Origin of the sequence: Anaeromyxobacter dehalogenans 2CP-C (assembly GCF_000013385.1) — a bacterium.
GTDB classification, from domain to species: Bacteria; Myxococcota; Myxococcia; order Myxococcales; family Anaeromyxobacteraceae; genus Anaeromyxobacter; species Anaeromyxobacter dehalogenans_B.
Map to the genome: position 1 here is coordinate 4,563,656 of NC_007760.1, position 12,781 is coordinate 4,576,436.

Sequence of the window (12,781 nt, forward strand, 5' to 3'; positions counted from 1 at the left end):
CTATTCAGAGGTCCCCTCGCACCAGGGAGGTCACGCCATGTCCAAGCACGAGCGGCTCGTCATCGTCGGCAGCGGCCCCGCGGGCTACACCGCCGCGCTCTACGCCGCGCGCGCCAACCTCCGGCCGCTGCTGTTCGAGGGCATGCAGCCGGGCGGGCAGCTGACCATCACCAGCGAGGTGGAGAACTTCCCCGGCTTCCCCGAGGGCATCCTCGGGCCGGAGCTGATGGAGAAGATGAAGAAGCAGGCCGAGCGCTTCGGCACGCGCTTCGAGGCGAGCGAGATCACCCGGGTGGACTTCTCGCAGCGCCCGTTCAAGCTCTGGCAGGACGACACGCTCTACACCGCCGACGCGGTGATCATCGCCACCGGCGCGTCCGCCAAGTGGCTGCAGATCCCGTCGGAGAAGCAGTACCAGGGGCGCGGCGTGTCGGCCTGCGCCACCTGCGACGGCTTCTTCTTCCGCGGCGTGGAGGTCGCGGTGGTGGGCGGCGGCGACACGGCGCTGGAGGAGGCGAGCTTCCTCACCAAGTACGCGAGCAAGGTGCACGTGGTGCACCGCCGCGGCGAGCTGCGCGCCTCGAAGATCATGCAGGACCGCGCCCGCAAGAACCCGAAGATCGAGCTCGCGCTGAACGCGGTGGTGGACGAGATCCTCGGCGACGGGAAGGCGGTCACCGGCGTCCGGCTCAAGGACACCCGCGACGGCTCGACCCGCGAGCTGCCGCTGAAGGGCGTGTTCATGGGCATCGGTCACGAGCCCAACACCGGCATCTTCAAGGGCCAGCTCGAGATGAACGAGGTCGGTTACCTCGCCGTGAAGGCGCCGTCCACCGCCACCAGCGTGGCGGGCGTGTTCGCGGCGGGCGACGTCTCGGACCCGCACTACCGGCAGGCGATCAGCGCGGCCGGCACCGGCTGCTCCGCGGCGATCGACGCGGAGCGCTGGCTGGGCGAGCACGTCACCGAGAGCTGGAACTAGCCGCCATGAAGATGATCGACGTCGGCGCGAAGCCGAAGACCGAGCGCGTGGCGGTGGCGCGCGGCTTCGTGGCCATGTCCGCCGACACGGTGGGCCGGATCCGCGCGGGCGAGGTGGAGAAGGGCGACGTGCTCGCCGCCGCGCGGCTGGCCGGCGTCATGGCCGCGAAGAAGACGCCGGACCTGGTGCCGCTCTGCCACCCCATCGCGCTCTCCGCCGTGGACGTGAGCGCGGTGCCGGGCCCGGGCGGCGTGGCGGTCGAGGCGACCGTGCGCACGGTGGACCGGACCGGCGTCGAGATGGAGGCGCTCGCCGCGGTCTCCGCGGCCTGCCTGACCATCTACGACATGCTGAAGCGGTACGAGAAGGGCATGTCGATCACCGCGATCGAGCTCATCGAGAAGAAGGGCGGGCGGAGCGGGCACTGGACGCGCGGCCCCGCAGCCCCGCCGGATCGACGCCGAGGAAGCGGATCGCGTTCGCGCCGCACACGCGGCGGATGACGGCGGGCGCGAGCCCGGCCTTCGCCATCCGGTCGGCCGCCCGCGCCAGCGCCAGCAGGTCCCCTCCCCCGACCCCGGCGTCGGAGCCGAGGACGATCCCCTCCGGCCCCAGCGACGCCACCAGCCGCACCGCCGCGTCCACCGCGCCGCGCGGCCCGGCCCCGCCGGACAGCGACAGGCCCGCCAGGTGGCCGCAGGCGCGGATCGCCTTCACGGTCCGTTCATCGGCGCCCGCGACCAGCACCCGGGCCGGCTCCAGCTCCGACTCGCGCAGCGCCGCGAGCAGCCGCCGGGTGAGGCGCTCGCGCCCGCGCAGCGGGACCGCCGCGATCACCGGCCGCCGCAGCTCCCGCGCCAGCTCGAGCTGGCGCGCCAGCACCCGCTCCTCCAGCGCGCCGCCCTCGGCCAGCCCCACCGCGCCGAGCGCCGCCACCTCCGGGCGGCCCAGCGCGTCCGGCAGCTCCGCGAGCAGCGCCTCCAGGCCGCGCGACGGGATCCGGCGCGGGTGGATGCCGAGGGCGGCCCAGGCGGCGAGGCCGCCGCGGCGCAGCCGCCGCGCGGCGGCGGCGACCTGCTCCCAGGCGCGGCGGATGGCCGCGGGCGTCGCCGTGCCCCCCCCGTCGCCGGACGCCACCAGCGCCCCCTCGATCCCGAAGAAGCGGAGGTCGGCGACCTCGCGCGCCCCGAGCGCGCCGGCGTGGAGGAAGGCGTCGAACACGGCGGGGATCGTAACCGGCCGCGGGGGGGAAAGCCCGCGCGGACGCCGCGCCGTCAGCCCGGGCGCCGCAGCAGCGTCGCCCCGCCGTCCTCCACCCATTCGACGGGGAGGTCCGCCGCGAGCGGCAGCTCCACCGGGCCCAGCACCAGCCATCCCCCCGGGCGCACCGCCGAGAGCAGCGTGCGCAGCGCCGCGGCCGCGACCGCCGGGTCGAAGTAGATGAGGACGTTGCGGCACACCACCGCGTCGAACGCGGGCCCGGGGAGCGGGTCGCGGACGAGGTTGTGGTGGCGGAGCTCGACGCCCGCGCGCACCTCCGGGTGCACCGCCCGCGCGCCGTCCGGGCCCGCCGGCAGGAGCCAGCGCGCCGCCAGCGCCGGCGGGAGGCGCCGCAGCGCCCGCGGGCCGTAGCGCGCGCGCCGCGCCGCCTCGAGCGCGCCGGCGGAGACGTCGGTCGCGAGGACGCGATCGCCAGCGGCCGCGTCCCGGCCGGCGTCGCGCAGCAGCATGGCGAGCCCGTAGGCCTCCTCGCCGCTCGCGCAGCCCGCCGACCACAGGCGGAGCGGCGCCGCGCCGTCCGCGGCGCGCCGCGCCAGCGCGGCGAGTTGCTCGGGGTGGCGCCAGAACGAGGTCTCGCGCACCGTGGCCTGCTCCACCAGCGCCGCGAGCGCCCCGGCGTCGCCCGCCACGACCGCCGCCGCGAGCCGCGCCGGCGTCGTGCCCCGGTCTTCCGCGGCGCGCTCCATCGCCGCCCGCAGCGCGTCGCCCAGGCCGCTCGCCAGCGAGAGCCCCGTCTCCGCGGCGAGCGCGCCGGCCACCGCGGCGAGGTCCGCCGGCGAGGCCGCGCCCGCGGTCACGGCGCCGCCAGCGCGGCGCGCAGCGGCGACGGGTCGAGGAGCGGGAGGACCTCGCCGCCGTCCACGCACAGGCCGGCGAGGAGCGGCGAGCCGCGCCAGCCCTCCGGCGCCGCCTCGGCCGGATCGCCCTCGTACAGCGACGGGCCGTCCACCGTGCCCGCCACGCGCTCCACCGCGAGCCCCAGCGCCGGCGCGCCCGCGAGGATCACCACGCGCGCGTCGAGGTCGAGGTCCGCGCGCGCGCCCGCGGCGGCGGCGAGGTCCGCGACGACGACCGGGACCCCGCGCCAGGAGAACGTCCCGAGCACGTGGGCCGGCGCGCCCGGCAGCGGGGCGAGCGCGACCATGCGGACCACCTCGGCCACCTGCGCGGACGGCAGGAGGGCGCGGCGGCCGGCGGTCTCGAGCACGAGGTGCAGCCCCGGGAGCCAGGCGCCGCCGAGCGCCGCGAGCGCCCGCTGCGCGTCGCGGAGGGCGCCGGAGAGCCGGCGGACCTCGGCGGTGAGCGCCGCGCGCGCGGAGGCGGTGGGGAGGTCGGTCGGCATCGGCGTCGGTGGAGGATAGCGCAACCGTCGAGGGGGGAGGGGGGCGGGAGGGGTGGAGGGGGATGGGGGGCGTGGGGGGGCTTTGAGGTGCGGGGGCGGCGCAGGATGGCGGGCGTGGAGGGGGCTTTGAGGGTGCGGGGGCGGTCGGGGGCGGGACTGAGGGCCGGAACCGGGGATGGCGGGATCGGCTTGCGAGCGGCCTGAGGGGGAGGCGCGGGGCGCGGGACGGGGGAATGCTCGCCGCTCGCGGTGAGCCTGTCGAACCGCGAGCTGGGCGCGAGATGCGAGGTGCGGGCGGGACTCCGCGAGCGTAGCGGACGTTTGCGACCCACACGGTGAGTGGATCCTCGTCTCACCATGCGTTAATATCTGCCCAATCATGATCCGCGGCGCTCGTCAGCTCCGGTTCCGGCTCTCCCCTCCTCGCAGCCACGGCGGCCGTCGGCCCGGCGCGGGGCGCAAGCCCTCGGGCGCGCGGGCGGGGGTCTCGCACCACGGGCGGCCTTCGGTCACCGCCTCTTCTCCGGTCCACGTCACCTTGCGTGTGCTCCCGCACGTCTGGAACCTGCGGAGCCAGCGCGCGCTCCGGGTCGTCGAGGCGGCGTTCGAGGCCGCCACGGCGGCTCGCAGCACCTTCCGCGTGGTCCACTTCGCGCTCGAGGGGAACCACCTCCACCTCATCGCGGAGGCGGACGGGTCGCGGGCGCTCTCCTCGGGGATGCAGGGGCTGTGCATCCGGCTCGCGAAGGGGCTCAACCGCATGATGGGGCGGCGCGGCAGGGTCTTCGCGGACCGCTACCACGCCCGCGTGCTCGGGACGCCTTCCGAGGTCCGCAACGCGCTCGCCTACGTGCTGCTGAATCACCGCAGCCACCTTGCGCGGCTCGGGAAGACACCAGGGCGCGGAGGCGTGGACCGCTTCTCGTCGGGGAAGTGGTTCGACGGGTGGCGCGGCGGTGGGGCTGGGGTGCTCGACGGCGCGCGCAGGGTCACCGCAGCGCCGCGCACCTGGCTGCTCCGCACGGGCTGGCGTGGTTCGACGGGCTCACCACGAGCGGAGCGGGGGCTGCTCTCGCCGGACGAGCTCCCGGCCTCACCGCGCTGACGCGCTCGGCTGCCAGCCCCACCCGCCTACGGCGCCGCCGCCCCGCCCTCGAGCAGCGGGTCGCTGGCGGCCTCCACCCAGCCCTCGGGGGCGACGCGGGCGGCGTGCGCGTTCGACCAGCGGCGCTCGCGCCAGAGCAGGCGGTGCCCCCTCGCCTCCAGCGCCCGGGCGGTGGCGGCCTCGAGGCCGTTCGGCTCGACCTGCAGCGCGTCGGGCCTCCACTGATGGTGGATGCGCGGGGCGGCGAGCGCCTCGGCGAGCCCCATCCCGTCGTCCACCACGTGCGAGATCACCTGCGCCACGGTCGTCGGGATCGTGGTCCCGCCGGCGGCGCCGACGACGAGCGCGAGCTTGCCGGCGGGGTCGAACACGAGCGTGGGCGCCATCGACGACAGCGGCACCTTGCCGGGCGCGGGGGCGTTCGCGCCGGTGCCGACGGCGCCGAACACGTTCGCGGCGCCGGGCGCGGCGTCGAAGTCGTCCATCTCGTCGTTGAGCAGGATCCCGGTGCCGGGCACCACCACGCAGGAGCCGAACAGGAAGTTCACGGTGGTGGTGAGGGCGACCGCGTTCCCCTCCCGGTCGATGACCGACAGGTGCGCGGTCTGGCTCGACTCCTGCGTGGGCGGGGGCGCCTCCACCGTCGCGGCGCGCTCGCCGACGGCGGCGGCGAGCCGCGCGGCGCCGTCGGGCGACACGAGCTCGCGCTCGACCTGGGCGGCGCCGGGCACGAACGCGGGGTCGCCGAGCACGGCGCGCCGGGCGAACAGCCGCTTCTCCACCTCGGCCATGGCGTGGAGGAACCGCTCGGGCCGGTAGCCGCCTTCCCGCGGGTCCTCGTGCTCGAGCGCCTGCAGGAGCCCGATCACGATGCTGCCGCCGGACGAGGGCAGCGGCATCGACACGACCCGGTGCCCGCGGTAGCGCCCCTCGAGCGGCGTCCGCTCGCGGGTCCGGTACGCGGCGAGGTCCGCCTCGGTGAGCACCCCGCCCTCGGCCTGCGCGGCCCGCGCGATCCTCCGGGCGAGGGGCCCGCGGTAGAACGCCTCGGGGTCGCGCCCGAGGGCCCGGAGCGTCCGCGCCAGCTCGGGCTGGCGGAGCCGCCACCCGGGCGCGGGCGCGGCGGGCGCCCTGCCGTCGCCGCGCTCGAGGAACGTGCGCGCGGCCTCGGGGCGCGCGCCGAGGCACGGGAGCCGGCTCCGCGCGGCGCGGACGTAGTGCAGGTTCACCGGCGCGCCCTGCTCGGCGAGCCGCGCCGCGGGCTCCACCAGCCGCGGGAGCGGCCGCGTCCCGAAGCGCCGCGCCAGCTCGGCGTACCCCTTCACCGCCCCCGGCACCGCCACCGCCAGCCCGCCGTCGAGCGAGCGCGACGGCCCGGTCCCCCCGGCGCCGCCCGCGAACATGGTCGCCGACGCGCCCCGGGGCGCCACCTCGCGGAAGTCGAGCGCCACCACCCGGCGCTCCCGCGCCAGGTACACGAGCGCGAAGCCACCGCCGCCGATGCCGGAGGACTCGGGCTCGACCACGCTCAGCGCGAACGCGGCGGCCACGGCCGCGTCCACCGCGTTCCCTCCCTCCCGGAGCACCTGCGCGGCGGCGGCGCTGGCGGCGGGGTGACCGGTGGCGACCGCGCCGCGCGGGGAGGCGGCGGTGGCCGAGAGCAGGAGGGCGAGCAGGAGCGGCATGCCGGACCTCTACCACGCCGGGATCCCCCTCCCGACCGGTCCGGCGGGCACCTCCGGACGCACCCCCCGGCCGCCCGGGCGCCCGCGCTCCGGGTCACACGTGCGCAGGCTTGATCACAGCCCCCACCCGCGCCTAGCCTCCGCGACCATGCCACGCACCCGCACTCCGCTCGCCGCCATCGTCCTCGCCGCCGGCAAGGGCACCCGGATGAAGTCGAACAAGGCCAAGGTCCTGCACGAGGTCGCGGGCCGGCCGCTCGCGTACTACCCGGTGAAGCGCGCCGTGGAGCTGGGCGCGAGCCCGGTGGTGGTGGTGGTGGGCCACCAGGCCGAGGCGGTGGAGGCGGCGCTCTCCGCCGCGCTGCCCGAGGCGCCGCTGCGCTTCGCGGTCCAGGAGCAGCAGCTCGGCACGGCGCACGCGGTGCTCGCCGCGAAGCGCGCGCTGCGCGGCTACCGCGGCCCGGTGCTGATCCTGTCCGGCGACACGCCGCTCCTCCGCGCCGAGACGCTCGAGGCGGTCGTGTCCGCCCGCCGCCGGGCCCGCGCCGCGGTCTCGCTCGCCACCATGACGCTCGAGGCGCCGCGCGGCTACGGCCGGGTGGTGCGCGACGCGCGCGGCCGGCCGGCGCGCATCGTGGAGGAGAAGGACGCGACGGACGCCGAGCGCGCGGTGCGCGAGGTGAACGCGGGCCTCTACTGCGTGGACGCGGAGCTGCTCTGGAAGAAGCTCGCGAAGGTGGGCACCGCGAACGCGCAGCGCGAGTTCTACCTGACCGACCTCGTCCCCATGGCGGCGCAGGCGGGCGGCGTGGCCGGCGTCGAGGTGCCGGCGGAGGAGGCCTCGGGCGTCAACGACCGCATCGAGCTGGCGCGCGCCAACCGCGTGATGGTGGGCCGGCTCGCCGAGGCGTTCATGCGCGCCGGCGTGACCATCGAGGACCCGGCCCGCTTCGACTGCGACGAGGGCGTCGAGATCGGCGCGGACGCGGTGATCGAGCCGAACGTCCGGCTGCGCGGCCGCACCCGCGTCGGCGCGCGCACGCGGGTGGGCGTGGGGGCGGTCATCACCGACGGCGTGCTCGCCGACGGCGTGACCGTGAACCCGTACACGGTGATCTCGGAGGCGAAGGTCGCCGAGGGCGCCATCCTCGGCCCGTTCTCGCGCCTGCGCCCCGGCGCCGACATCGGCCCCGAGGCGCACGTGGGGAACTTCGTCGAGGTGAAGAAGAGCCGGCTCGGGAAGGGTGCGAAGGCGAACCACCTCGCCTACCTCGGCGACGCCGAGATCGGCGCGGGCGCGAACATCGGCGCCGGCACCATCACGTGCAACTACGACGGCGAGCGCAAGAACCCGACGCGGATCGGCGACGGGGCGTTCATCGGCTCGGACTCCATCCTGGTCGCGCCCATCGAGATCGGCGCCGGCGCCTACGTGGCGGCCGGCTCCACGCTCACCGATCCGGTGCCGGCAGGCGCCCTGGCGCTCGGCCGGGCGCGCCAGGTGACGAAGGAGGGGTGGGTGGCCCAGCGGCAGGCGGAGAAGCAGATGAAGGGGACGGCCACCGGCCCGGCGCCCGCCCGGAAGGGCCGCCCGGCCGCCCGGCGGGCGAGTTAGGCGCGCCCGCGCCACGCGTGGTATTGAGGCGACCCTATGTGCGGAATCGTTGGTTACGTCGGCCCCCGGCAGTGCGTGGATCTCATCGTGGGCGGCCTCCGGAAGCTCGAGTACCGGGGGTACGACTCGGCGGGCGTGGCGGTGGTCGGGCCGAACGGCCTGGCGGTGAAGCGGGCGAAGGGCAAGCTGCAGAACCTGGTGGCGCTGCTCGCCGACGCGCCGCTCGCCGGCACGACCGGCATCGGCCACACCCGCTGGGCCACGCACGGCAAGCCGTCCGACGAGAACGCGCACCCGCACTGCTACGGCGGGGTGGCGGTGGTCCACAACGGCATCATCGAGAACCACCTCGAGCTGAAGGCGGCGCTGGCGGGGCGCGGGCACAAGTTCTCGTCCGAGACCGACACCGAGATCTTCGCGCACCTCATCGCCGACGCGCTCGCCGCGGGCGCGCGCGACCTGCGCGACGCGGTGGGCCAGGCGCTCGCGCAGGTGAAGGGCACCTACGCCATCGCGGTGGTCTCGCAGCAGCGGCCCGACGAGATCGTCGCCGCCAAGAACGCCTCGCCGCTGGTGGTCGGCTACGGCAAGGGCGAGAGCTTCCTCGCCTCCGACGTGCCGGCCATCCTCGAGCACACGCGCGAGGTGGTCTACCTGGAGGAGGGCGAGCTGGCCGTGCTCACCCCCGCCGGCATCGCGCTGTACGGGCGCGACGGCGAGCCGCTCGCGCGCAAGCCGCGCAAGATCGAGTGGAGCGCGGTGGCCGCCGAGAAGGACGGCCACAAGCACTTCATGCACAAGGAGATCTTCGAGCAGCCGCGGGCGGTGGCCGACACCATCCGCGGGCGCGCCTCGCTGGAGCAGGGCGACGTCACGCTCGACGGCATGGAGCTGCCCGGGGACTACGCCCGCTCGCTGGAGCGGATCGTCATCGTGGCCTGCGGCACCTCCTGGCACGCCGGCCTCTCCGGGCGCCAGATGATCGAGTCGCTGGCGCGCGTGCCGGTGGAGGTGGAGCTCGCGAGCGAGTTCCGCAACCGCGATCCGCTGGTGAACGAGCGGGTGCTGTGCCTCGCCATCTCGCAGTCGGGCGAGACCGCCGACACGCTCGCCGCGGTGAAGATCGCCCGCGCCCGCGGCGCCCGCGCCTACGCGATCTGCAACGTGGTGGGCTCGGCCATCAGCCGCGAGTGCGACGGCGGCACGCTGTTCACCCGCGCCGGCCCCGAGATCGGCGTCGCCTCGACGAAGGCGTTCACCACCCAGCTCGCCGCGCTGTTCCTCATGGCGGTGCGCCTGGGCCGCCTCCGCGGCACGCTCTCGCCGGAGCGCGCCCGCGAGCTGCTCGAGGACCTGCGCCGCGTGCCCTCCTGGATGGAGCAGATGATCCGCCAGGAGGCGCAGCTCATGCCCATCGCGAAGCGCTGCGCCGCCGCGCGCGACGTGCTGTTCCTGGGCCGCGGGAGCGAGTACCCGGTGGCGCTGGAGGGCGCGCTCAAGCTGAAGGAGATCTCGTACATCCACGCCGAGGGCTACGCCGCCGGCGAGATGAAGCACGGCCCCATCGCGCTCATCGACGAGGAGCTGCCGGTGGTGGTGCTCGCCACGCGCGAGCCGGCGTACGAGAAGACGCTCGGCAACATGGAGGAGGTGCGGGCCCGCGGCGGCCAGGTGTTCGCCGTGGTGACCGAGGGCGACACGCACGCCGCCAGCCTGGCCGAGGTGGCGATCACCGTCCCGCCCGCGCCGCCGGCGCTGGTGCCGCTCCTGTCGATCATCCCGCTGCAGTTCCTCGCCTACCACGTAGCGGACCTGAAGGGCACCGACGTGGACCAGCCGCGCAACCTGGCGAAGAGCGTGACGGTCGAGTAGCGCGCCGGCCCCGCCGCGCCGGACCTCGCGCGCGGCGCGCGGGTGCGGTAGACCTCGGCCGTGGTCACCCGCCGCCTGTTCGTGGCCCTCGAGCCCACCGACGCCGTGCGCCGCCGCATCGGCGCCGCGGCCGACGCGCTGCGCGCCGACGCCGGGCGCGCGGCGGGCGACGTCCGCTGGGTGGCGCCCGACGGCGTGCACCTCACGCTGCAGTTCCTGGGCGCGGTGCCGGAGGAGCGGGTGGAGGCGGTGCGCGCCGCGGTGGAGGCGGCGGCCGCCGTCGCCCGGCCCATGGCGCTCGAGGTGAGCGGCGCGGGCGGCTTCCCCAACGCGCGCCGCCCGCGGGTGGTCTGGCTCGGGCTCGGCGGCGACGTGGCGGCGCTCTCGGCGCTGGTGGCCGACCTCGGCGCGCGGCTCGCGCCGCTCGGGTTCGCGCCCGAGTCGCGCCCGTTCTCGCCGCACCTCACGCTGGGCCGCGCGCGCGATCCGCGCGGCGCCCCCGGCCTCGGCGGCGCGCTGGCGGCGCAGGCCCGGGCCGACGGCTTCGGCTGGCGCGCGACCGAGCTGGTGCTGTTCGAGTCGCACCTCTCGCCGAAGGGCGCGCGCTACGAGGCGCTCCTGCGCGCGCCGCTCGGCGGCGGGTAGCGCCGCCCTACCCCGTCCGCCGCCGCGTCAGCTCCTTCAGCTGGCCGCCGACCACCGCCAGGAAGCGGCCGAAGAAGTCCTCGAACCGGCCGATCTCGTCGGGCGGCCCGGGCGGCGGCGCGGTCACGTCGTGGTCGCCGCCGGCGAGCCGCGCGGAGAGGTCCTCCATGGTGGACACCATCCGCGCCAGGCGCCCGAAGACCAGCCGCTGGAGGAACGCCACCAGCACGAGGGCGAGCAGCAGCGCCATGGCGCAGATCACCGCGAACACCCGCGTGCGCGCCCGCATGAACGTCGCGTGCACGTCGGTGATGTCGTGGAGCACGAACAGCGCGCCCACCCGGCGCCCGGCCGCGTCGCGCACCGGCACCAGGCCGCGCGCCAGGGTGCGCCCGCCGCGCTCCAGCTCGTCCACCAGCTGGCCCTCCTCCGGCACCGCGGCGAGATCGCCCTGGAACGCGCCGAGCGCCGGATCGTCGGAGGTCGCGTCCACCACCACGGTGGCGGGCTGGTCGTCCCAGGGATCGCGCCGGCCCTCGCGCGTGGCGGCCCACGCCGCGCGGTCGAGGAACCGCTTCTCCACCACCAGCGCGTAGGCGTCGCCGGTCTGTGCGCTCATGCGCCCGAGGAAGTGGTCCACCTCCTCGCCCAGCTCCACGTACCCCAGCGCCGCCCCGGCGTGCGCCAGCGGCCGGACGACGCGCAGCGCGAACGCGGTCTGGCCGAGCTCCATGCCGGCCCCGCGCCCGCCCGCCTGGACCGCCTGCGCGAGCGTGGCCCGCCGCACCACGTCGCCGTGCTGCTCGGGCTTGTGGACGCGCAGGAAGCAGGTCTGCGCCGGCGCCGCGTCGAGGAAGTACCAGTGCGTGATGTCGTGCTGCGCGCGCAGGCCGGCGAACACCGGCGCCGCGAGCGCCAGCAGCCGCTCGCGATCGCGCGCCGCGAACGCCTCGCCGAACGCCGGGTTCGCGGCGAGCGCGGAGAGCGTCGCGTCCAGCTTCTCCACGTCGGCGCGCTGCATGGCGGCGAACGTCCCGCCCGCCGCGCGGATGGCCTCGGTGCCCACCAGCCGCACGTTGCGCTCGGCGGCGCCTCGCACCACCGCGGCGACCGCGAGCGCCACCAGCGCGAGCGCGACCACGATGGCGAGCACCAGCTTCGTCTTGATCGAGATGGCCTTCATGTCGGGACCCCCGCGCTACGGGATGGGCTCGCCCAGCACCTGCCCCGCCACGCGGCGCAGGGCGTCTACCTTGGCCTCGTCGTCCGGCGTGGCCTCCTCGACCAGCGCCAGCGAGAAGCCCACGTGGATCGCGATGAGCCCCTTGGTCTTGAAGACCGGCAGGTTCTTGCGCGCGATCACGGCGTCGATCTGGCGGACCGTGTCGTACAGCTTCCCCATCGTTCGCTCCCCGCCGGCGTCGAGGGCCGGCCGGGCGACCCATTGCCAGCGGGGTGCCGCGCACCCGCGAAGCGATGACGCAGGGTTGGGTGACTCCCCTGCAGGGACGCCCCTACCCGGGGTGGTGCCGTACCTGCGCCGTCGCGCGCACCCGCACGCACGGCGGGGGGCGCACCGGCTTGCACTCCCCGCCGCGGCGCGCGAGATCTCCGAGCGTCGCTCGGCCGCACCGGAGGACGCACATGCCCAAGGACGCTCCCGCCGGACTCGCGCCCGGCTTCCTCGTCGCGGCGCCGGCGCTGGCGGACCCGAACTTCAACGGGTCGCTCGTGCTCATGGCCGAGCACCACGCGCAAGGTGCGCTCGGCTTCGTGGTGAACCGGCCCGGGCCCATCACGGTGGCCGACGTGCTCGGCGGCCTGGACGAGCGGCTGCGCGAGCGCGCCGAGGGCGCCGGGCGGGCGGACGACCCGGTGCTGGTGGGCGGGCCGGTGCAGCCGGAGCGGCTCTGGATCCTGTTCCGGCCCGGGCCGACCGCGCCCGAGGAGGGCGCGGTGGCGCTGGGGAGCGGGCTCGCGCTGGGCGGCTCGCGCGAGCTGCTGGAGGCGCTGGTCCGCTCGCGCGACCCGGGGCCGTACCTGCTGCTGCTCGGCTACGCCGGCTGGGCGCCGCTCCAGATCGAGCACGAGGTCGGCGAGGGGGCGTGGGTGCCCCTGCCGCTGCAGGGCGACCTCGTGTTCGACGTGCCCATGGAGAAGCGCTGGGAGACCGCGGTGCGGCGGCTCGGGCTCGATCCGGCCGGGTTCCTGGTGGGCGGGGGCGGCGCCGAGGCCTGACCGCCGCCCCGGCGGC

13 protein-coding genes are annotated in these 12,781 nt (G+C 76.5%); 7 read left to right on the forward strand and 6 right to left on the reverse strand.

The window, feature by feature from the left end; genetic code table 11:
• The first annotated feature begins 37 nt into the window (after positions 1-37).
• Both trxB and moaC read left to right on the forward strand, forming a co-directional pair.
• Complete coding sequence (gene trxB, locus ADEH_RS20410; protein WP_011422997.1) at positions 38-982, forward strand: thioredoxin-disulfide reductase; 945 nt, start codon at positions 38-40, stop codon at positions 980-982.
• 5 nt (positions 983-987) lie between these two features.
• Positions 988-1,485: a cyclic pyranopterin monophosphate synthase MoaC gene (gene moaC, locus ADEH_RS20415; protein ID WP_011422998.1), complete on the forward strand. Its 498-nt coding sequence runs from the start codon at positions 988-990 to the stop codon at positions 1,483-1,485.
• On the opposite strand, the gene ADEH_RS20420 is transcribed toward moaC, so the two are convergent.
• From ADEH_RS20420 to ADEH_RS20430, 3 genes are read right to left on the reverse strand one after another with little or no spacing between them, the layout of a single operon-like run.
• Positions 1,376-2,203, reverse strand: coding sequence for a TatD family hydrolase (locus ADEH_RS20420; protein ID WP_011422999.1), 828 nt, complete (start codon positions 2,201-2,203; stop codon positions 1,376-1,378). The genes moaC and ADEH_RS20420 overlap by 110 nt on opposite strands.
• A gap of 53 nt (positions 2,204-2,256) precedes the next feature.
• The gene (locus ADEH_RS20425; protein WP_011423000.1) at positions 2,257-3,060 is read right to left on the reverse strand and encodes a CheR family methyltransferase; all 804 of its coding nucleotides are present in this window, start codon (positions 3,058-3,060) and stop codon (positions 2,257-2,259) included.
• A complete protein-coding gene (locus tag ADEH_RS20430; protein WP_011423001.1) occupies positions 3,057-3,605 on the reverse strand; it encodes a chemotaxis protein CheW in 549 nt (182 codons plus the stop codon). The genes ADEH_RS20425 and ADEH_RS20430 overlap by 4 nt, the downstream gene beginning before the upstream one ends.
• Positions 3,606-3,984: 379 nt before the next feature.
• Here ADEH_RS20430 and ADEH_RS20435 point away from each other — a divergent pair, with 379 nt between their 5' ends.
• Positions 3,985-4,710: a hypothetical protein gene (locus ADEH_RS20435; RefSeq protein ID WP_011423002.1), complete on the forward strand. Its 726-nt coding sequence runs from the start codon at positions 3,985-3,987 to the stop codon at positions 4,708-4,710.
• Between the two features lie 26 nt (positions 4,711-4,736).
• On the opposite strand, the gene ggt is transcribed toward ADEH_RS20435, so the two are convergent.
• Positions 4,737-6,395: a gamma-glutamyltransferase gene (gene ggt / locus ADEH_RS20440; RefSeq protein ID WP_011423003.1), complete on the reverse strand. Its 1,659-nt coding sequence runs from the start codon at positions 6,393-6,395 to the stop codon at positions 4,737-4,739.
• A 148-nt stretch (positions 6,396-6,543) separates the two neighbouring features.
• Between ggt and glmU the strand changes: the two genes are divergently transcribed.
• Genes glmU through thpR form a run of 3 tightly spaced genes read left to right on the forward strand, consistent with a single transcriptional unit; the run spans position 6,544 to position 10,527 of the window.
• On the forward strand, positions 6,544-8,010 hold the full coding sequence (glmU, locus tag ADEH_RS20445) for a bifunctional UDP-N-acetylglucosamine diphosphorylase/glucosamine-1-phosphate N-acetyltransferase GlmU (protein WP_011423004.1): 1,467 nt from the start codon (positions 6,544-6,546) through the stop codon (positions 8,008-8,010).
• Positions 8,011-8,046: 36 nt separating this feature from the next.
• Positions 8,047-9,882: a glutamine--fructose-6-phosphate transaminase (isomerizing) gene (gene glmS / locus ADEH_RS20450; protein ID WP_011423005.1), complete on the forward strand. Its 1,836-nt coding sequence runs from the start codon at positions 8,047-8,049 to the stop codon at positions 9,880-9,882.
• A 60-nt stretch (positions 9,883-9,942) separates the two neighbouring features.
• On the forward strand, positions 9,943-10,527 hold the full coding sequence (gene thpR, locus ADEH_RS20455) for an RNA 2',3'-cyclic phosphodiesterase (RefSeq protein WP_011423006.1): 585 nt from the start codon (positions 9,943-9,945) through the stop codon (positions 10,525-10,527).
• A 7-nt stretch (positions 10,528-10,534) separates the two neighbouring features.
• Here the strand turns inward: thpR and ADEH_RS20460 are convergent, their stop codons facing one another.
• Complete coding sequence (locus ADEH_RS20460) at positions 10,535-11,710, reverse strand: cache domain-containing protein (protein WP_011423007.1); 1,176 nt, start codon at positions 11,708-11,710, stop codon at positions 10,535-10,537.
• A gap of 15 nt (positions 11,711-11,725) precedes the next feature.
• The gene (locus ADEH_RS20465) at positions 11,726-11,929 is read right to left on the reverse strand and encodes a hypothetical protein (protein ID WP_041453734.1); all 204 of its coding nucleotides are present in this window, start codon (positions 11,927-11,929) and stop codon (positions 11,726-11,728) included.
• Between the two features lie 242 nt (positions 11,930-12,171).
• Between ADEH_RS20465 and ADEH_RS20470 the strand changes: the two genes are divergently transcribed.
• Positions 12,172-12,765, forward strand: coding sequence for a YqgE/AlgH family protein (locus ADEH_RS20470; RefSeq protein WP_011423008.1), 594 nt, complete (start codon positions 12,172-12,174; stop codon positions 12,763-12,765).
• The last annotated feature ends 16 nt before the right edge of the window (positions 12,766-12,781 follow it).

Excerpts from the sequence above, each read along its gene's own strand:
- trxB (WP_011422997.1), top strand. The coding sequence starts at position 38 with ATGTCCAAGCACGAGCGGCTCGTCATCGTCGGCAGCGGCCCCGCGGGC.
- moaC (WP_011422998.1), top strand. The coding sequence starts at position 988 with ATGAAGATGATCGACGTCGGCGCGAAGCCGAAGACCGAGCGCGTGGCG.
- ADEH_RS20430 (WP_011423001.1), bottom strand. The coding sequence starts at position 3,605 with ATGCCGACCGACCTCCCCACCGCCTCCGCGCGCGCGGCGCTCACCGCC.
- ADEH_RS20435 (WP_011423002.1), top strand. The coding sequence starts at position 3,985 with ATGATCCGCGGCGCTCGTCAGCTCCGGTTCCGGCTCTCCCCTCCTCGC.
- ggt (WP_011423003.1), bottom strand. The coding sequence starts at position 6,395 with ATGCCGCTCCTGCTCGCCCTCCTGCTCTCGGCCACCGCCGCCTCCCCG.
- glmU (WP_011423004.1), top strand. The coding sequence starts at position 6,544 with ATGCCACGCACCCGCACTCCGCTCGCCGCCATCGTCCTCGCCGCCGGC.
- glmS (WP_011423005.1), top strand. The coding sequence starts at position 8,047 with ATGTGCGGAATCGTTGGTTACGTCGGCCCCCGGCAGTGCGTGGATCTC.
- ADEH_RS20460 (WP_011423007.1), bottom strand. The coding sequence starts at position 11,710 with ATGAAGGCCATCTCGATCAAGACGAAGCTGGTGCTCGCCATCGTGGTC.
- ADEH_RS20465 (WP_041453734.1), bottom strand. The coding sequence starts at position 11,929 with ATGGGGAAGCTGTACGACACGGTCCGCCAGATCGACGCCGTGATCGCG.
- ADEH_RS20470 (WP_011423008.1), top strand. The coding sequence starts at position 12,172 with ATGCCCAAGGACGCTCCCGCCGGACTCGCGCCCGGCTTCCTCGTCGCG.